Origin of the sequence: Pseudomonas sp. BP11-1-1, from assembly GCF_052112105.1 — a bacterium.
Lineage (GTDB): Bacteria > Pseudomonadota > Gammaproteobacteria > Pseudomonadales > Pseudomonadaceae > Aquipseudomonas > Aquipseudomonas alvandae.
The window spans coordinates 33,780-52,575 of the sequence record NZ_JAUTYU010000004.1 but is presented as its reverse complement, the minus strand read 5'-3'; the positions used below and the strand labels follow the sequence as shown (position 1 = coordinate 52,575).

Below are 18,796 nucleotides of genomic sequence, written 5' to 3'. Positions count from 1 at the left end.
CGCGAATATCGCTCAGCAAACCCAGGTGGCGTGGTTCGGTTGGTCCAGATGCGCCTTCAGGTAGCCGGCAAACGTCGTGCGGGGGATCGACCGCGCGCCCAGGCTGTGCAGGTGCTCCGTAGGCATCTGGCAGTCGATCAGCACGAAACCCGCCTCCTTGAGATGTTGGACCAGGGTTGCGAAGCCGAATTTCGACGCATTGTCTGCCCGGCTGAACATGGACTCGCCAAAAAACAGTTGCCCCATCGCCAGGCCGTACAGGCCACCCACCAGTGCGCCTTGATCCCAGACTTCCACCGAATGGGCGAAGCCGCGTCGGTGCAGTTCCAGATAAGCGGTCTGCATGGCTTCGGTGATCCAGGTGCCGTCGGCATAATCGCGGGGCGCGGCGCAGGCCTTGATGACGGCGGCGAAATCCCGGTCGAACGTCACTTCATAGCGGCGCTTGCGCAGTAGCTTGCCCAGGCTGCGCGAGACATGCAGCTCGTCGGGAAACAGCACCGTACGCGGATCCGGCGACCACCACAGGATCGGCTGGCCTTCGGAAAACCACGGAAAACAACCGTGGCGATAGGCCTGGATCAAGCGGTCGGCGGACAGATCCCCACCGGCGGCGAGCAAGCCGTTGGGGTCGCGCATGGCTTTTTCCAGTGGCGGAAAATCGAAGGTGTTGCGTTGTAACCAAGTCAGCATGGGTGTCCGGGCTTGCAGAAGGGGAGGGCGGCGCTCCAGATGAACCAGAGCCCGCCTAGAGGTTAACCGTCAAACGGCCGGGATGTCATCGAGATACTTTTCCGCATCCAGGGCGGCCATGCACCCGGCACCGGCGGAAGTAATGGCCTGGCGGTAGACATGATCGGCCACATCGCCGGCGGCAAACACACCTTCGATGTCGGTGGCCGTGGCGTTGCCTTCGCTGCCGCCGCGCACGATCAAATAGCCGTCGCGCATCTTCAGTTGCCCCTGGAACAGGTCGGTGTTGGGCTTATGACCGATGGCGATGAAGACCCCGGCCAGGGACAGCGTACTGGTTTTGCCGCTCTCGCTGTGCCGCAGGCGCGCGCCGGTCACGCCACTGGCATCGCCGAGAACTTCGTCCAGGTTCTGGTTCCAGTGCAGGCGGATATTGCCGTTGGTGGCTTTCTCGAAAAGCTTGTCTTGCAATATCTTTTCCGAGCGCAGCTTGTCCCGCCGGTGGATCAAGTGCACCTCCTTGGCGATGTTCGACAAGTACAGGGCTTCCTCGACGGCGGTGTTGCCGCCGCCGACCACTGCCACTACCTGGTTTCGGTAGAAAAAACCGTCGCAGGTCGCGCAGGCTGAAACACCTTTGCCGGCGAAGGTTTCCTCCGACGGCAGGCCGAGGTACTGGGCCGAGGCGCCAGTGGCGATAATCAGCGCGTCGCAGGTGTAGGTGCCGCTGTCACCGATGAGTTCGAACGGGCGCTGTTGCAACTTGGCGGTGTGGATATGGTCGTAGACGATCTGCGTGTCGAAGCGCTCGGCATGCCGCTGCATGCGTTCCATCAGCACCGGGCCGGTCAGGCCTTCGACGTCGCCGGGCCAGTTATCGACTTCAACCGTGGTGGTCAGCTGGCCACCGGCCTGTAGGCCGGTGATGACAACGGGTTTGAGGTTGGCACGGGCCGCATAGACAGCAGCGCTGTACCCTGCAGGGCCGGAACCGAGAATAATCAGGCGTGAATGCTTCGCTTCGCTCATAAAAACACCTCATAAGCCTTTGTCACAAAAGAGAATGCATGCTCAAATTGGCGCCCTGGAACCCTGATCATGGCTATGCTGTCGCCGAGCGTGCGGGCAATGCCTTGGGCATGACAAACCCGTACAATGCTTGAGTTTTGAGCGCAGGGAAGGCAAAAGATCAAAATCTTCGGCAACACCTGCGGTTTTCCGGACGCATGCCACAGTGGTAAAAGTAGTACCGGATGTGCACATTCACTTTTTTACCTGCTCGTCACGGGCAGTTTTTCATAGTCATTCAACAGATGGACGCGCCATAGGCGCAGGAAAAGAAGCGTTTTGAAGAAATCCACCGCAGCACCCAAGACAGTCGTTCCGCTCTGGCGCCAACAATTGCACTACCGGCTCAAGGAAGGTGCGTTGATCGCCATTGGTGCCCTGTGCCTGTTCCTGATGATGGCCTTGCTGACCTACGGCAAGGACGATCCGGGCTGGAGCCATAACAGCAAGATCGACGACGTGCAGAATTTCGGCGGCCCCGCCGGTTCCTATAGCGCAGACATCCTGTTCATGGTGCTGGGCTATTTCGCCTACATTTTCCCCTTGCTGCTGGCGATCAAGACCTATCAGATCTTCCGCCAGCGCCATGAGCCCTGGCAGTGGAGTGGCTGGCTGTTCTCCTGGCGCCTGATCGGCCTGGTGTTCCTGGTGTTGTCGGGGGCCGCGCTGGCCCACATTCATTTCCACGCACCCACTGGCCTGCCGGCCGGGGCGGGTGGCGCGTTGGGTGAAAGCCTCGGCGACCTGGCCCGCAATGCCCTCAACATCCAGGGCAGCACGCTGCTGTTCATCGCCTTGTTCCTGTTCGGCCTGACCGTGTTCACCGACCTGTCGTGGTTCAAGGTCATGGACGTCACCGGCAAGATCACCCTCGACCTCATCGAGCTGATCCAGGGCGCGCTGAACCGCTGGTGGGCGGCGCGCAACGAACGCAAGCAACTGGTGGCGCAGCTGCGTGAAGTCGACGACCGCGTCCACGACGTCGTGGCGCCGACGGTGACCGACAAACGCGAGCAGGCCAAGGTCAAGGAACGCCTGATCGAGCGCGAGCAGGCCCTGAGCAAGCACATGTCCGAGCGCGAGAAGCAGGTGCCGCCGGTCATCACCATGGCCCCGGCCAAGCCGCCCGAGCAAAGCAAGCGCGTGCAGAAGGAAAAACAGGCACCGTTGTTCGTCGACAGCGCGGTCGAAGGCACCTTGCCGCCGATCTCGATCCTCGACCCGGCCGAGAAGAAGCAACTCAATTATTCCCCCGAGTCCCTGGCAGCGGTCGGTCACCTGCTGGAGATCAAGCTCAAGGAATTCGGTGTCGAGGTCTCGGTGGATTCGATCCATCCGGGCCCGGTCATCACCCGTTACGAAATCCAGCCGGCCGCCGGCGTGAAGGTCAGCCGTATCGCCAACCTCGCGAAGGACCTCGCGCGCTCCCTCGCCGTGACCAGCGTGCGGGTGGTGGAGGTCATTCCCGGCAAGACCACCGTGGGCATCGAGATTCCCAACGAAGACCGGCAGATCGTGCGTTTCTCCGAGGTGCTGTCGACGCCGGAATACGACAACCACAAGTCGCCGGTCACCTTGGCCCTGGGCCACGACATCGGCGGTAAGCCGGTCATCACCGACCTGGCGAAGATGCCCCACTTGCTGGTGGCCGGTACTACCGGTTCCGGTAAGTCGGTGGGTGTGAACGCAATGATCCTGTCGATCCTGTTCAAGTCCGGCCCGGAAGACGCCAAGCTGATCATGATCGACCCGAAGATGCTCGAACTGTCGATCTACGAGGGCATCCCGCACCTGCTGTGCCCGGTGGTCACCGACATGAAGGATGCGGCCAACGCCCTGCGCTGGAGCGTCGCCGAGATGGAGCGTCGCTACAAGCTCATGGCGAAGATGGGCGTGCGCAACCTGTCGGGCTTCAATGCCAAGGTCAAGGAAGCCGAAGAGGCCGGCACGCCATTGAGCGATCCGCTGTATCACCGCGAAAGCATCCACGACGAAGCGCCGCTGCTGCACAAGCTGCCGACCATCGTGGTGGTGGTGGACGAATTCGCCGACATGATGATGATCGTCGGCAAGAAGGTCGAAGAACTTATCGCCCGTATCGCCCAAAAGGCCCGTGCGGCCGGTATCCACTTGATTCTTGCCACGCAGCGGCCATCCGTGGACGTGATCACCGGCCTGATCAAGGCCAACATCCCGACCCGCATGGCGTTCCAGGTGTCGAGCAAGATCGACTCGCGAACCATCATCGACCAGGGCGGTGCCGAGCAACTGCTGGGCCATGGCGACATGCTCTACATGCCGCCGGGCACCAGCCTGCCGATTCGTGTCCACGGCGCATTTGTTTCCGATGATGAAGTACACCGCGTGGTGGAAGCCTGGAAGCTGCGCGGCGCGCCCGAATACAACGATGACATCCTCAACGGTGTCGAAGAGGCTGGCAGTGGCTTTGAGGGCGGCAGTGGCGGTGGCGGCGATGACGATGCCGAGACCGACGCGCTTTACGACGAAGCAGTGCAGTTCGTCCTGGAGAGCCGCCGGGCCTCGATTTCCGCGGTACAGCGCAAGCTTAAGATCGGCTACAACCGCGCCGCCCGCATGATCGAAGCCATGGAAATGGCCGGGGTCGTGACGGCCATGAACACCAACGGTTCGCGCGAAGTGCTCGCGCCGGGCCCGATGCGCGACTGACTACCCGGGCGGCGTGATGACGCGCCGCTCGCCCCCCCACGAATTCATGAGGATTCCCATGCGCCTGATTCGCATGCTGCTGTTGCCCGTATTGGCCTTGAGCACGTTGTCGGCCCACGCCGGCGAAAAGGACGTGGCCCGCCTGACTCAATTGCTGGGTGGCTCCCAGACCCTGACGGCACGCTTTTCCCAGTTGACCCTCGACGGCAGTGGCACCCAATTGCAGGAAACCGCCGGTGACATGGCCCTGCAGCGCCCCGGCCTGTTCTACTGGCACACCGATGCGCCCGCCGAACAACTGATGGTGTCTGATGGCAAGAAAGTCTCCCTGTGGGACCCGGACCTGGAGCAAGTCACCATCAAGACCCTCGACCATCGCCTGACCCAGACACCGGCGTTGCTGCTGTCCGGTGACATCTCCGAGATCAGCCAGAGTTTCGACATTACCTCCAAGGAGGCGGGCGGCGTGATTGACTTCACGCTCAAGCCCAAGACCAAGGACAGCCTGTTCGACAGCCTGCGGCTGTCGTTCCGCAATGGGTTGGTCAACGATATGCAACTGATCGACAGCGTTGGCCAGCGCACCAATATCCTGTTCACCGGGGTCAAGGCCAACGAGCCGATCGCCGCGTCCAAGTTCAAGTTCGACATCCCCAAGGGTGCGGATGTGATCCAGGAATAACCCAATGGCCCCCTTGTGGGAGCGGGCTTGCTCGCGATGGCGGCGGATCAGTTGGATTTGATGTGACTGACCCACCGCTATCGCGAGCAAGCTCGCTCCCACAAGGGCGGTGTTCAACAGGACCCCAGTGGAGGTTGCATAGGCAGTGATGGACCTGTTTCGAAGCGCCCCGATTGCCCAGCCATTGGCCGCCCGCCTGCGCGCGACCAACCTGGATGAGTACGTCGGCCAGGAACATGTGCTCGCCCGCGGCAAGCCTCTGCGCGAGGCCCTGGAGCAGGGCGCCCTGCATTCGATGATCTTCTGGGGCCCGCCGGGCGTGGGCAAGACCACCCTGGCGCGGCTGCTGGCGGAAGTCTCGGACGCGCATTTCGAAACGGTGTCGGCGGTGCTGGCCGGGGTCAAGGAAATTCGCCTGGCGGTGGAAATAGCCAAGCAGCAGGCCGGCCAGTACGGCAAGCGCACCATCCTGTTCGTCGACGAAGTCCACCGGTTCAACAAGTCCCAGCAGGATGCGTTCCTGCCCTATGTCGAAGACGGCACGCTGATTTTCATCGGCGCGACCACCGAAAACCCTTCGTTCGAACTGAACAACGCCTTGCTGTCCCGCGCTCGGGTCTACGTACTCAAGAGCCTCGACGAAGCGGCCATGCGCAAGCTGGTGCATCGCGCGCTGACTGAGGAGCGTGGCCTGGGCAAGCGTCACCTGAGCCTCAGCGATGAGGGCTTCCAGATACTGTTCAGCGCCGCCGACGGCGATGGCCGACGCTTGCTCAACCTGCTGGAAAACGCCTCGGACCTGGCCGAAGACGACAGCGAAATTGGCGTCGAGCTGTTGCAAAGCCTGCTGGGCGATACCCGTCGGCGTTTCGACAAGGGCGGCGAGGCGTTCTACGACCAGATCTCGGCCCTGCACAAATCGGTGCGTGGCTCCAATCCTGACGGTGCCCTGTACTGGTTTGCGCGGATGATCGACGGCGGTTGCGATCCGCTGTACCTGGCCCGGCGGGTGGTGCGCATGGCCAGCGAGGACATCGGCAATGCCGACCCGCGCGCGCTGAGCCTGTGCCTGGCGGCCTGGGACGTGCAGGAACGCCTTGGCAGCCCGGAAGGCGAGCTCGCCGTGGCCCAGGCCATCACCTACCTGGCTTGCGCGCCGAAGAGCAACGCCGTGTACATGGGCTTCAAGGCCGCGATGCGCAGCGCCGCCGAGCACGGCTCCCTGGAAGTGCCGCTGCATCTGCGCAACGCGCCGACCAAGCTCATGAAGCAGTTGGGCTATGGCGACGAATACCGTTATGCCCATGACGAGCCCGACGCGTATGCCGCCGGCGAAGACTATTTTCCCGAAGAACTCGACCCCCAGCACTTCTACCAGCCAGTGCCCCGTGGCCTTGAGTTGAAGATCGGCGAGAAGCTCAACCACTTGGCGCAGTTGGATCGCCTGAGTCCACGGCAGCGGAGAAAGCCTTGATCCCCCTGATACTTGCAGTTTCCGCTGGCGGCGTTGCCGGCACGTTGTTGCGTTTCGCCACCGGTAACTGGATCAATGCAAATTGGCCCAGGCACTTCTATACCGCGACGCTGGCCGTTAATATCGTGGGCTGTCTGCTGATCGGCGTTCTTTACGGCCTGTTTTTGATTCGCCCCGAGGTGCCCATCGAGGTGCGTGCGGGGCTGATGGTCGGCTTTCTTGGCGGCCTGACGACCTTTTCATCCTTTTCACTGGATACGGTGCGCCTGCTGGAAAGCGGCCAAGTGCTGCTGGCCCTGGGCTACGCGGCCATCACCGTATTCGGCGGGCTGCTCGCCACCTGGGCCGGCCTGTCCCTGACCAAACTTTGATAACGAGAGACCGACATGCTCGATTCCAAACTGTTACGTAGCAACCTTCAGGACGTAGCGGACCGCCTGGCTTCCCGTGGCTTTACCCTGGATGTCGCGCGCATCGAAGCGCTGGAAGAACAGCGCAAGACCGTCCAGACCCGCACCGAAGCCCTGCAGGCTGAACGTAACGCGCGCTCCAAATCCATCGGCCAGGCCAAGCAGCGCGGCGAAGACATCGCGCCGCTGATGGCCGATGTTGAGCGCATGGCGAACGAGTTGAGCGCAGGCAAGACCGAGCTGGACGCGATCCAGACCGAGCTGGACTCGATCCTGCTGGGCATCCCGAACCTGCCCCACGAATCGGTGCCGGTTGGTGAAGACGAAGACGGCAACGTCGAAGTACGCCGCTGGGGCACGCCGACCACCTTTGATTTCCCGGTACAGGACCACGTGGCCCTGGGCGAGAAATTCGGCTGGCTCGACTTCGAGACTGCCGCCAAGCTGTCGGGCGCGCGTTTTGCCTTGCTGCGCGGGCCGATTGCCCGTCTGCATCGCGCCTTGGCGCAGTTCATGATCAACTTGCATGTCACCGAGCACGGCTACGAAGAAGCCTACACCCCGTACCTGGTCCAGGCTCCGGCGCTGCAAGGCACCGGCCAGTTGCCGAAGTTCGAGGAAGACCTGTTCAAGATCAGCCGCGACGGCGAAGCCGACCTGTACCTGATCCCGACCGCCGAAGTCTCGCTGACCAATATCGTCGCGGGCGAGATCGTCGATGCCAAGCAACTGCCGATCAAGTTCGTCGCCCATACGCCGTGCTTCCGCAGCGAAGCCGGCGCGTCGGGCCGTGATACCCGCGGCATGATCCGCCAGCACCAGTTCGACAAGGTCGAGATGGTGCAGATCGTCGAGCCGTCGAAGTCCATGGAAGCCCTGGAAAGCCTGACCGCCAACGCCGAGAAAGTCCTGCAACTGCTGGAGCTGCCTTATCGCACCCTGGCCTTGTGCACCGGCGACATGGGCTTCAGTGCGGTGAAGACCTACGACCTGGAAGTCTGGATTCCGAGCCAGGACAAGTACCGCGAGATTTCCTCGTGCTCCAACTGCGGCGATTTCCAGGCGCGCCGCATGCAGGCCCGCTTCCGCAACCCGGAAACCGGCAAGCCGGAACTGGTCCACACCCTCAATGGCTCCGGCCTGGCGGTGGGTCGTACCCTGGTGGCGGTGCTGGAAAATTATCAGCAGGCCGACGGTTCGATCCGTGTGCCTGAGGTGCTGAAACCGTACATGGGCGGCGTCGAGGTCATCGGCTAAATGGACTATCTGCCACTGTTCCACAACCTGCGCGGCAGCCGCGTGCTGGTGGTCGGCGGCGGCGAGATTGCCCTGCGCAAGTCTCGCCTGCTGGTCGACGCCGGCGCGTTGTTGCGGGTGGTCGCACCCGACATCGAACCGCAACTGCGGGAATTGGTCAGTGGCAGCGGCGGCGAATGCGTCCAGCGTGGTTACGTGGAAGCGGACCTGGACGGTTGCGGGCTGATCATTGCCGCCACCGACGACGAGCCGCTCAATGCCCAGGTCTCGGCCGACGCCCACAAGCGTTGTGTGCCGGTCAACGTGGTGGACGCGCCGGCGCTGTGCAGCGTGATCTTCCCGGCGATTGTCGATCGCTCGCCCCTGGTGATCGCGGTGTCCAGTGGCGGTGATGCGCCGGTGCTGGCGCGACTGATCCGGGCCAAGCTGGAAACCTGGATTCCCTCGACATATGGGCTACTGGCCGGTTTGGCGGCGCGCTTTCGCAATCAGGTGAAAGGGTTGTTCCCCGATGTCCAGCAGCGCCGGGCATTCTGGGAAGAGGTGTTCCAAGGCCCGATTGCCGATCGTCAGTTGGCCGGGCAGGGCGCGGAGGCCGAGCGGCTGCTGCGGGAGAAGATCGACGGCGAGGCGCCGAACGCGCCGGGTGAAGTCTATCTGGTGGGCGCGGGGCCGGGCGATCCGGACCTGCTGACCTTCCGCGCCTTGCGCCTGATGCAACAGGCGGACGTCGTGCTGTACGACCGCCTGGTGGCACCGGCGATCCTCGAACTGTGCCGGCGCGACGCCGAACGGGTCTACGTTGGCAAGCGTCGTTCCGAGCATGCGGTGCCGCAGGATCAGATCAACCAGCAATTGGTCGACCTGGCCCGGCAAGGCAAGCGCGTGGTGCGGTTGAAGGGCGGCGACCCGTTCATCTTTGGCCGTGGTGGCGAAGAGATCGAAGAACTGGCGGCCCATGGCATCCCGTTCCAGGTCGTCCCGGGCATCACTGCCGCCAGTGGTTGCGCGGCTTACGCCGGGATTCCGCTGACCCATCGCGACTATGCCCAGTCGGTGCGTTTCATCACCGGTCACCTCAAGGATGGCACCAGCGACTTGCCGTGGGCGGACCTGGTTTCGCCAGCACAGACGTTGGTGTTCTACATGGGCCTGGTCGGCTTGCCAGTGATTTGCACCGAGCTGATCAAGCACGGTCGCGCGGCGAATACGCCGGCGGCGTTGATCCAGCAAGGCACGACGTCAAACCAGCGGGTTTTCACCGGCACTTTGGCGGACTTGCCACGGCTGGTGGCCGAGCATGAAGTGCATGCGCCGACCCTGGTTATCGTTGGGGAAGTGGTGCAGTTGCGCGAGAAACTGGCTTGGTTTGAAGGGGCTCAGGGGCAGGTCTGAGGACCGCGTCGGCCCCAATCGCGAGCAAGCTCGCTCCCACAGGAGGCCATGTTTGAACACAGTCCACTGTGGGAGCGAGCTTGCTCCGGGCGGCGTTCCGACGATGAGGCCTTCAAATACCGCGAGAATCCAGGATCAGTTCCCAGCACCTCGCCAAATCCCTTTCCCACTCAACCGCTCCCGATCATGGGCCACGGTGAAATCCTGATTCGGCCCCTTGGGCACGATCCCATTCGGGTTGATGGTCTTGTGGCTGCCGTAGTAGTGCCCCTGGATGTGAGTGAAATCCACGGTCTCGGCAATGCCCGGCCATTGGTACAGCTCTCGCAGCCAGTTCGACAGGTTCGGGTAATCGGCGATGCGCCGCAGGTTGCATTTGAAGTGACCGAAGTACACCGCGTCGAAGCGAATCATCGTGGTGAACAAGCGGATATCGGCTTCGGTCAGGTATTCGCCGGCCAGGTAGCGACGGGTGTCCAGCAAGGCTTCCAATCGATCCAGTTCGGCAAACAATTGGTCGAAGGCTTCTTCATAAGCGGCCTGGGTCGTCGCGAACCCGGCGCGGTACACGCCGTTGTTCACCGCCGGGTAGATACGCCCGTTCAACGCATCGATCTCATGGCGCAGGTGTTCGGGATACAAGTCCAAGTCGTTGCCGGTCAAGCCATCAAAAGCACTGTTGAACATGCGGATGATTTCCGCCGATTCGTTGCTGACAATGCGCCGCTTCTGTTTGTCCCATAGCGCCGGCACGGTGACGCGGCCGGTGTAGTCGGGCGTGTCGGCGGTGTAGCGCTGATGCAGGAATTGCAAATCGTCGAGTTTGTCGCCCGTCGAGCCGTGGGCCTTGTCGAAGGTCCAGCCATTTTCCAGCATCAGGTAGCTGACCACCGAGACGTCGATCAGGTTTTCCAGGCCCTTGAGCTTGCGAAAGATCAGCGTCCGGTGCGCCCAGGGGCAGGCCAGGGAGACGTACAAATGGTAGCGTCCGGCCTCGGCGGCAAAACCGCTCTCACCCGAGGGGCCGGCGCTGCCGTCGGCGGTCACCCAATTGCGCCGTTGTGCCTGTTCACGCTGGAAGCTGCCGTCCTTGCTTTCATACCACTGGTCCTGCCAGCGGCCCTCGACCAACAAACCCATCTGGATGTCCTCGCTCAATAATCATTGGAGACGAGTCTATTCCGATAGGTTCGAACTAATAGCGCAAAGGTTGGGCGCTGATGATCGATTAAATCGATCTGTCTCGGGCATGCCAGTACTGGCGTGCCTTGTCGAACGCTTCGTCGCGAGTATCGCCCAGGCCGCGCAAGGCCAGGGCCATGGTAGCGATCAGCGCCAGTTGCGGGTAACTGTCTTCGATGTCGCCACGCCAGATCGCTTTCAAATGCTCGGGATCAAGACTCTCCGGTTTGACGTGGCGTTGCTCGGACAGGCGCGGCCATTCCTCATCCCAACTGCTGCCGCCAGTGGTGCCGTACAAATGGCTGTCGGCGTCCGGATTGATCTCGATCTCGCCGCCGTCGCCCTTGATCACGATGGCGGTGTCGCCCAGCAAGCCGCTGGCCTCGCGGTGCACGGCCTGGTAGCCCGGATGAAAGATGCTTTGCAGCCCGCAGCGTGCGGCCAACGGGTTGAGGATCCGCGCCAGGGAATGGATCGGCGAGCGCAGGCCCAGGGTGTTGCGCAGGTCAATCATGCGCTGCATCTGCGGTGCCCAGTCCACCAGCGGCATGAAGGCCAGGCCGCCGTGGTCCAGTGCGGTGCCGACCTGCTGCCAGTCGCGGCACAAGGGGATGCTCAAGAAGCCCAGCAGTTGCTCGGTGTAGAGCCGGCCCGCCGTGTGGGCCCCGCCGCCGTGCATGAAGATGCGCACGCCGTTTTGTCCGAGGCATTTCGCGGCCAGCAGATACCAGGGCAGATGACGCTTCTTGCCGGCGTAGGTTGGCCAGTCGAGGTCCACCGCCAATGTCGGCACCTCCAGGCGCTGACGCAGGGCGTCGGTGAAGCCGGCCATTTCCTCGGCGCTTTCTTCCTTGTGCCGCAACAGCATCAGGAACGCACCCAGCTGGGTTTCTTCAACCTGCTCGTCGAGCACCATGCCCATGGCTTCCCGCGCTTCTTCACGGGTCAGGTTGCGGGCGCCACGCTTGCCTTTGCCAAGAATGCGCACGAACTGGGCGAACGGGTGCTCGGCGGGGGTTTCGAGGGTCAGTGCTGGGAAGTCGGTCATAGGCAATTCGTCGGTTTGGGCAGGCCCGCCAGCTTGGCGGCGAGTTTGGCGGGAGTGCCTTTGAACAATCGGTTCAGGTGCAGGCTGTTGCCTTTGTCCGGCCCCAGTTTCAGCGCGGTGTACTTGATCAGCGGCCGGGTAGCGGGGGACAGCTGGAATTCATCGTAGAAGGCCCGCAGCAGTTCGAGGATTTCCCAATGTTCGGGGCTCAGCTCGATGTCTTCGGCAGTGGCCAAGGCGGTGGCGACGTCGGCGGACCAGTCATTGAGATCGGTCAAATAGCCATCTTTGTCCAGCGCAATGCCGCGCTCGCCTACGGTCAGGGTCTTCATAGCCAGGTGTTGACCTTGTCATGCTGGATCGACAGTTCGACGAAGCCTGGATAATCGATGGCCTCGGCCCAGTCCGGAACAGGCAAGGCGCGGGCCTGTGCGTCTTCGGTCAGGACGAACACTTTGCAGCCGCTGGCGTGCAGCGTGGAGAACGGCGCGGTACCGGGTTGCAGCGCGTAGGCCGCGTCGCCGCACAGCAGCAGCGCGTCGTGAGTGCCCAGGATCCGCAGGCAACTGGCGAGACGGCTGTCGCCGAAGGGGGAATGAGACAACACATGCAAGGTCGACATCAGAGGGTGATCACCTGGTCATAGCGGTCAATGAGCGCGGCGATGTCCGCTGCGCCCAATACGTTCAGGTCGTCCAGCGCCAGGGCATCGACAGCGAGACCGCGTTCGGCGGCGCTGTCGGCGCAGACAAACAGGTCGTCGACGCCAAACATCGGCAATGCCTGCAAGTTGGCGCTCAGGTCCTTTTGCTGGACAACCTTGGCGTGCTGGCCGGCTGCGAGCTGGAACACGCCGTCATCGAGAAACAACAGGCCGATGGGCAGGTCGAACGCGCCGCCGGCCAAGACGATGTCCAGCGCTTCCCGGGCGCCGGGGCCGGACCAAGGTGCTTGGCGGCTGATGAGCAACAAGGACTTGGCCATCACGCGCCTCCAAAACAGATCAAGCGGTCGGCGTCCTGGATCGCATCGTGCAACTGGCCGAGCCCGGACAACGCCCAGGGCGCTTCGACACTGGCCGCCGAACGCTGGTAGCGCTGGGCTTCTTCCGCGTTCAAGACGCCACGGCGCAACGCCGCCGCGATGCAGACCACGCCGTCGAGCTGATGCTCGGTGACGAATGCGCGCCACTGCTGGGGCAGGTCTTGTTCATCCTGAGGCGTGACGACACTGTTGGCGGCGTTGTAGACGCCGTCCTGGTAGAAAAACAGCCGCACGATTTCATGCCCGGCGGCCAGCGCTGCCTGGGCAAACAGCAAGGCGCGGCGCGAGGAGGGCGCGTGAGCGGCGGAAAACAGCGCGATGGCGAACTTCATGACGGACCCGATCAGCAAAACTGCGGCCATGATAATGCTTTATGGACGAGGGGGCGATTACAGGTCTTCCAAAACAGAACCCAGATGTACTCATTGTGGCGAGGGGATTTATCCCCGCTGGGGCGCGCAGCGGCCCCTCTTTAGGTCGCTGTGGTTTGCCTGATACACCGCGTTGGCACATCCGGGGGCTGCTTCGCAGCCCAGCGGGGATAAATCCCCTCGCCACAGCGGGTTGTTCAGCTTTGGCTTTCGAGGCCATACAGCTCGCAATACTCTGCCCATTCCATCCCCGCCATTTCCGCCACTTCCTTGTGCACTTCCATGCGTTGGGCCTGGTAGTCCTCGGCTGAGTCGGTCGTTAGCAACAGCGTCAGTTCCCAGGCGAACAACCCGACGCTTTCGGCCTCGGCTTCGAATGCTTCATGCAACCGCTCGGCGCGGTATTGCGCGGCGGTTTCGCCCTTGGCCTGGGCCAGCAGCGGGTTGAGGTTGTCCAGTTCGTCGCGCAGCTCGGGGCGTTCGTCGAGGAAGATCTGCAGGGCTCGTTCGTGTTGCTGTTCGGTTGTCGCCATGGTCGCTCCTTGGTCGATAAGCCAACAGGTTGCGCGAATCGATAGCCGTTGTCGCGTGCAAATTTCGGTAAAGCCGCACGGCAACAGGGGGCGCAATGCTACAGTCCGTTTTTTTCTCGATGAGTGAATGCGATGCGAATGCTGATGGTGGCCGTGGCCGCGACCCTGCTGGCCGGCTGCGCGGGTTCGGCGATGGAACAAGCCCGGACCCAAGCCCCCTACAAGACCCTGGCCTCCGACAAGCCGCAGCAGAATGTCGCTGAGTGCGTGAAGTTTGCCTGGGAAGATGAAGCGGTGTTTGGTGTCGATGCCGGCGCCTACTTGCAACCGGGCAAGAATGGCGGCTCGACGGTGTACACCCGCTCGGCCGAATCGTTTGTCGATCTGCAAGCCAGTGCCACGGGTACGGCGTTGAATTACTACGCCAAGCATGACGACTTTGTCGCCAAGCGCCGGTTGGCGGCGTTGGCGACGTGTCTTTGAGCTGATAGACCGAGGTGTCTGCCTTCGCGAGCAGGCTCGCTCCCACAATGACTGGGGTGGCCTGACTATTGTCCCCGTGGGAGCGAGCCTGCTCGCGAAAGCGCAGAGTCAGTCGGCAACGATGTTGAATAGTTAACCGCTTTCGCGAGCAAGCCCGCTCCCACAAGATCGGTATTTCAATCGGCCTGGATCAGGCGCTTCTGGAAGAAGAAACGCTGATGCCCCGGTGGATAGTCCTCGATCTTGCCGCACTCGGTGAAACCATGCCTGCGGTAGAAGTCCGGGGCCTGGAAGTCGAAGGTGTCGAGCCAGATGCCCACGCAATCCTTTTCCCTGGCCAGCTGTTCGGCCATCTGCATCAATTCCGAGCCTGTGCCCTGACCCCGGGCCTGTTCAGGCACGACCAGCAACTCGATATAGAGCCAACGAAAAAATACTCGGCCGTATAGTCCGCCGACGATTTCGTCGTGCTCGTCGCGCACCAGCCAGGCGACCGGTTCTGGCGCGCTTCCGCCTGTCTGGGCGATGTTATAGGCCCGCAGTGGCGCGAGGATGGCCTGGCGTTGTTCATCGGTTGGAGCGTCCGTGCGTTCGATTCGCAGCGTCATCAGTGATGTCCTTGTGCATTGGGATGATCAAGCGCAGTGAGCCTATCCCAAGGACGACGATGACGTAAGCCGCTCGACGGGAAACGGGCACATTGCGCAAACCGAGCCATACTCGTCTGTGCTTTTGAAGCGATCCCGACCCTTAAAACAAGAAGAGACCGACTCATGAAGTTCGAATCCCTGGCCCGGACCCTCATCGCCACCTCGCTCTCCCTCTGCTGTCTGACTGCCCACGCTGCGTCCCAGGCCCCGGTTGCCGCCGAGAACGGCATGGTGGTGACCGCCCAGCACTTGGCGACCCACGTTGGCGTCGATGTGCTCAAGAATGGGGGCAATGCTGTCGATGCGGCAGTGGCGGTGGGTTATGCCCTGGCGGTGGTCTACCCGGCGGCGGGCAACCTCGGTGGTGGCGGTTTCATGACCTTGCAGATGGCCGATGGCCGCAAGACTTTCCTGGACTTCCGTGAAAAAGCGCCCCTGGCCGCCACGGCGGACATGTACCTGGACAAGGACGGCAACGTCATCCCCGAACTCAGCACGCGCGGCCATCTGGCGGTAGGCGTGCCCGGCACCGTCTCCGGCATGGAACTGGCGCTGAAGAAATATGGCAGCAAACCCCGGGCGGAATTGATCGCGCCGGCCATCAAGTTCGCCGAGGACGGTTTTGTCCTGGAGCAGGGGGATGTCGATCTGCTGGAAACCGCCACCGATGTGTTCAAGAAGGATGCGCGTGATTCCGGCGCGATCTTCCTGCACAACGGCGAGCCGATGCAGGCCGGCCAGAAACTGGTGCAGAAGGACCTCGCCAAGACGCTGCGGGAAATCTCCACCAAGGGCGCCGATGGTTTCTACAAAGGTTGGGTTGCCGACGCTATCGTCACGTCCAGCCAAGCCAACAAAGGCATCATCACCCAGGCTGACCTGGACAAGTACAAGACCCGCGAACTGGCACCGGTGGAGTGCGATTATCGCGGCTACCACATCATCTCCGCGCCGCCACCCAGCTCCGGCGGCGTGGTGCTGTGCCAGATCATGAACATCCTCGACGGCTACCCGATGAAAGACCTGGGTTTCCACTCGGCACAGGGCATGCACTACCAGATCGAAGCCATGCGTCACGCCTACGTCGATCGCAACAGCTACCTGGGCGATCCGGATTTCGTGCAGAACCCCATCGACCACCTGCTGGACAAGAACTACGCGGCGAAGCTGCGTGCCGCGATCGAGCCGCAGAAAGCCGGTGACTCGAAAAAAATCAAACCCGGCGTGGCCCCCCATGAGGGCAGCAACACTACCCATTATTCGATCGTCGACAAGTGGGGCAACGCCGTCTCCGTCACCTACACCCTCAACGACTGGTTCGGCGCCGGCGTGATGGCGAGCAAGACCGGGGTGATCCTCAACGACGAAATGGACGATTTCACCGCCAAGGTCGGCGTGCCCAACATGTACGGCCTGGTGCAGGGCGAAGCCAACGCCATCGCGCCGGGCAAGGCGCCGCTGTCGTCCATGAGCCCGACCATCGTCACCAAGGACGGCAAGACCGTGATGGTCGTCGGGACCCCGGGCGGCAGCCGCATCATCACGGCAACCTTGCTGACCATCCTCAACGTGATCGACTACGGCATGAACCTGCAGGAAGCGGTGGATGCGCCGCGCTTCCATCAACAGTGGATGCCGGAGGAAACCAACCTGGAAACCTTCGCCGCCAGCCCCGATACGCTCAAGCTGCTGGAGAGCTGGGGGCATAAGTTTGCCGGGCCACAGGATCCGAACCACATCGCCGCGATCCTGGTGGGCGCGCCGTCATTGGGCGGCAAGCCGGTGGGCAAGAACCGCTTCTACGGCGCTAACGATCCACGCCGCAACACCGGATTGTCGTTGGGCTACTGACCATTCGAAGAGGGAAACATGAGCACCGCATTACTGATTATCGATGTCCAGGAGGGGTTGTGTGCTGGCGAGGAGGAATGCTTCGACAGCCAGCGCCTGGTCCACACCATCAACGACCTCAGCGCCAGGGCGCGGGCTGTCGACCTGCCGGTGATCCTGGTCCAGCATGAAGAGCTGGACGGTTCGCTGGCACATGGCAGTGCCGCCTGGCAATTGGCCGGCGGCCTGCTCACCGGACCTGATGACTTGCGGGTGCGCAAGACCACGCCGGACGCGTTCTACCAGACCGACCTGCTGGCGCTGTTGCAAGCCCGGAGCATCGATCGCGTGGTGATCTGCGGGCTGCAAACCGACTATTGCATCAACGCGACCGTGCGCCAGGCCCATGCCCTGGGGTACGAAGTGGTCCTGGCCGCCGACGCCCATTCGACGGTGGACAACGGCAGCATGACGGCGGAGCAGATCATCGCCAATCATAACCATCGACTGGGGCGGTTGAGCAGTGCGGTGTCGCGGATCGATGTGATGCCGGCGGCCAAGATCCGCCTTTGATTCAAAACCAGCGAACGCTCAGGTCAACTCTGTGGCGAGGGGATTTATCCCCGTTGGGCTGCAAAGCAGCCCCAGCTGTGCCTGTCACTGCGGTGTAGCAGTCGGGATACAGGGGGCCGCTTCGCGACCCAACGGGGATAAATCCCCTCGCCACAGGGAGCTGCGGGAATGGTAACGGATCTTATGATCACCACAGCAGCGCGCGCATTGGCGGCGGGGGACCCGGTGGCCGCGCTCAATCGTGTCGCCTTGCGCAATGATGCCCCGGCCCTCGCGCTTCGTGGCATTGCCATGGCCCAGTTGGGAGAGCTGGAAAAAGCCAAGGGCCTGATGCGGCGGGCCGGTTTGGCCTTCGGGCCCAGGGAGGCCATGGCGCGGGCGCGGTGCGTCGTCGCCGAGGCTGAAATTGCCCTGGCTTCCCGTGACCTCGCCTGGCCGATGAAGCGCCTCGACGCCGCTCGGTCGGTGCTCGAAACCCAAGGCGATCGAGCGAACGCGGGCCATGCGCGGACCCTTGAAATTCGCCGGTCGTTGTTGATGGGCCGGCTCGACGAGGCCGAGCTCAAACTCGTCGAGCTGGACCTTGACGGCCTGCCTTTGGCGTCCCGGGCGGCTTGCGAATTGGCGACCGCCGGCATTGCCATGCGACGACTGCAGGCGCAGACCGCCCGCGCTGCCCTTGAACGGGCCGGGCACGCCGCACGGCAAGCGGGCATTGGCGCGTTGAATGCTGAAATCGAAAGCGCCTCGCAAATGCTGCGTATGCCCGCAGCGCGCCTGGTCGCCCGAGGCGAAGAGCGCTTGTTGCCACTCGAAGAGGTGCAAGCCCTGTTGGGCGGCGCGGCGCTGGTGGTGGATGCCTGCCGATATGCGGTCGGCAATGCAGGCCGCCAGATTTCACTTGCCCGGCGCCCGGTGCTGTTTGCCCTGGCCCGCGAACTGGCTCAAGCCTGGCCCGGCGACGCCTCGCGGGAAGTGCTCATGACCCAGGCCTTTGGCTTGAAGTTGACGGACGACTCCCACCGCGCCCGGCTGCGGGTCGAGATGGGACGGTTGCGCGAGGCGCTGCGTCCAGTGGCCGACGTTGTCGCGACCCGGCGCGGTTTTATCCTAAAGCCACGCCATGCCGACGAGATCCAGGTACTGGCGCATGTCCTCGAGCAACCCTGCGGGGCGGTGCTGGCGCTGTTGGCGGATGGAGAAGCCTGGTCCAGCTCGGCCCTCGCGTTGGCCCTGGGCACAAGCCAGCGCAGTGTGCAGCGAGCCTTGGAAACCCTTGCGGCCAATGGCAAGGCGCAGTCGTTCGGTCGCGCCAGGGCCCGGCGCTGGACGGCGCCACCGATGCCCGGATTCGCGACGGTATTGTTACTCACTGCGCTGCCGTTCGATGGCTAGGATGCAATCACACCCACCGA

At 62.7% G+C, this 18,796-nt stretch carries 20 protein-coding genes; 10 read left to right on the top strand and 10 right to left on the bottom strand.

The genetic code is table 11. The features are described 5' to 3' along the window. Window positions 1–12 precede the first annotated feature (12 nt). Together aat and trxB are read right to left on the bottom strand one after the other, a co-directional pair. The gene (aat, locus tag Q7C33_RS09910; RefSeq protein ID WP_030141339.1) at window positions 13–693 is read right to left on the bottom strand and encodes a leucyl/phenylalanyl-tRNA--protein transferase; all 681 of its coding nucleotides are present in this window, start codon (window positions 691–693) and stop codon (window positions 13–15) included. Window positions 694–762: 69 nt separating this feature from the next. Continuing rightward, on the bottom strand, window positions 763–1,722 hold the full coding sequence (trxB, locus tag Q7C33_RS09905; RefSeq protein ID WP_334597960.1) for a thioredoxin-disulfide reductase: 960 nt from the start codon (window positions 1,720–1,722) through the stop codon (window positions 763–765). 318 nt (window positions 1,723–2,040) lie between these two features. On the opposite strand from trxB, the gene Q7C33_RS09900 reads away from it, so the two are divergent. The 6 genes from Q7C33_RS09900 to cysG all read left to right on the top strand — a co-directional run bounded on the left by Q7C33_RS09900 (window position 2,041) and on the right by cysG (window position 9,667). After that, complete coding sequence (locus tag Q7C33_RS09900) at window positions 2,041–4,449, top strand: DNA translocase FtsK (protein ID WP_407683325.1); 2,409 nt, start codon at window positions 2,041–2,043, stop codon at window positions 4,447–4,449. Between the two features lie 58 nt (window positions 4,450–4,507). Further along, window positions 4,508–5,131, top strand: coding sequence for an outer membrane lipoprotein chaperone LolA (gene lolA / locus Q7C33_RS09895; RefSeq protein ID WP_030141342.1), 624 nt, complete (start codon window positions 4,508–4,510; stop codon window positions 5,129–5,131). Between the two features lie 148 nt (window positions 5,132–5,279). Beyond that, window positions 5,280–6,605, top strand: coding sequence for a replication-associated recombination protein A (locus Q7C33_RS09890; RefSeq protein ID WP_407683324.1), 1,326 nt, complete (start codon window positions 5,280–5,282; stop codon window positions 6,603–6,605). Then, window positions 6,602–6,976, top strand: coding sequence for a fluoride efflux transporter CrcB (gene crcB, locus Q7C33_RS09885; protein WP_030141344.1), 375 nt, complete (start codon window positions 6,602–6,604; stop codon window positions 6,974–6,976). The genes Q7C33_RS09890 and crcB overlap by 4 nt, the downstream gene beginning before the upstream one ends. 15 nt (window positions 6,977–6,991) lie before the next feature. Next, entirely contained in the window at window positions 6,992–8,272 is a 1,281-nt protein-coding gene (serS, locus tag Q7C33_RS09880; RefSeq protein WP_407683323.1) for a serine--tRNA ligase, read from the top strand. Then, window positions 8,273–9,667 (top strand): siroheme synthase CysG, encoded by a 1,395-nt coding sequence (gene cysG / locus Q7C33_RS09875; protein ID WP_407683322.1) that lies wholly within the window; start codon window positions 8,273–8,275, stop codon window positions 9,665–9,667. Window positions 9,668–9,802: 135 nt separating this feature from the next. On the opposite strand, the gene Q7C33_RS09870 is transcribed toward cysG, so the two are convergent. The 7 genes from Q7C33_RS09870 to Q7C33_RS09840 all read right to left on the bottom strand — a co-directional run bounded on the left by Q7C33_RS09870 (window position 9,803) and on the right by Q7C33_RS09840 (window position 13,845). Continuing rightward, window positions 9,803–10,807: a glutathione S-transferase family protein gene (locus tag Q7C33_RS09870; protein ID WP_323155611.1), complete on the bottom strand. Its 1,005-nt coding sequence runs from the start codon at window positions 10,805–10,807 to the stop codon at window positions 9,803–9,805. 88 nt (window positions 10,808–10,895) lie between these two features. Then, window positions 10,896–11,897: a glycosyl transferase family protein gene (locus Q7C33_RS09865; protein WP_258647907.1), complete on the bottom strand. Its 1,002-nt coding sequence runs from the start codon at window positions 11,895–11,897 to the stop codon at window positions 10,896–10,898. After that, entirely contained in the window at window positions 11,894–12,229 is a 336-nt protein-coding gene (locus tag Q7C33_RS09860) for a TusE/DsrC/DsvC family sulfur relay protein (RefSeq protein WP_030141349.1), read from the bottom strand. Before Q7C33_RS09860 ends, Q7C33_RS09865 begins: the two co-directional genes overlap by 4 nt. After that, window positions 12,226–12,519 (bottom strand): sulfurtransferase complex subunit TusB, encoded by a 294-nt coding sequence (gene tusB, locus Q7C33_RS09855; protein ID WP_030141350.1) that lies wholly within the window; start codon window positions 12,517–12,519, stop codon window positions 12,226–12,228. Before tusB ends, Q7C33_RS09860 begins: the two co-directional genes overlap by 4 nt. Beyond that, window positions 12,519–12,881: a sulfurtransferase complex subunit TusC gene (tusC, locus tag Q7C33_RS09850; protein WP_198796057.1), complete on the bottom strand. Its 363-nt coding sequence runs from the start codon at window positions 12,879–12,881 to the stop codon at window positions 12,519–12,521. The genes tusB and tusC overlap by 1 nt, the downstream gene beginning before the upstream one ends. Further along, entirely contained in the window at window positions 12,881–13,273 is a 393-nt protein-coding gene (tusD, locus tag Q7C33_RS09845) for a sulfurtransferase complex subunit TusD (protein WP_334598804.1), read from the bottom strand. Before tusD ends, tusC begins: the two co-directional genes overlap by 1 nt. Window positions 13,274–13,509: 236 nt before the next feature. Beyond that, window positions 13,510–13,845: a DUF6388 family protein gene (locus Q7C33_RS09840; RefSeq protein WP_030141353.1), complete on the bottom strand. Its 336-nt coding sequence runs from the start codon at window positions 13,843–13,845 to the stop codon at window positions 13,510–13,512. 132 nt (window positions 13,846–13,977) lie between these two features. Here Q7C33_RS09840 and Q7C33_RS09835 point away from each other — a divergent pair, with 132 nt between their 5' ends. After that, window positions 13,978–14,328, top strand: a complete 351-nt coding sequence (locus Q7C33_RS09835) for a hypothetical protein (protein WP_181287751.1) — start codon at window positions 13,978–13,980, stop codon at window positions 14,326–14,328. A 176-nt stretch (window positions 14,329–14,504) separates the two neighbouring features. Here the strand turns inward: Q7C33_RS09835 and Q7C33_RS09830 are convergent, their stop codons facing one another. Beyond that, entirely contained in the window at window positions 14,505–14,936 is a 432-nt protein-coding gene (locus tag Q7C33_RS09830; protein ID WP_030141355.1) for a GNAT family N-acetyltransferase, read from the bottom strand. Between the two features lie 165 nt (window positions 14,937–15,101). Here Q7C33_RS09830 and ggt point away from each other — a divergent pair, with 165 nt between their 5' ends. The 3 genes from ggt to Q7C33_RS09815 all read left to right on the top strand — a co-directional run bounded on the left by ggt (window position 15,102) and on the right by Q7C33_RS09815 (window position 18,776). Next, window positions 15,102–16,829, top strand: a complete 1,728-nt coding sequence (gene ggt, locus Q7C33_RS09825; RefSeq protein ID WP_407683321.1) for a gamma-glutamyltransferase — start codon at window positions 15,102–15,104, stop codon at window positions 16,827–16,829. An 18-nt stretch (window positions 16,830–16,847) separates the two neighbouring features. Beyond that, complete coding sequence (locus Q7C33_RS09820; protein ID WP_407683320.1) at window positions 16,848–17,381, top strand: cysteine hydrolase family protein; 534 nt, start codon at window positions 16,848–16,850, stop codon at window positions 17,379–17,381. 168 nt (window positions 17,382–17,549) lie between these two features. Then, a complete protein-coding gene (locus tag Q7C33_RS09815; protein ID WP_407683319.1) occupies window positions 17,550–18,776 on the top strand; it encodes a helix-turn-helix domain-containing protein in 1,227 nt (408 codons plus the stop codon). The last annotated feature ends 20 nt before the right edge of the window (window positions 18,777–18,796 follow it).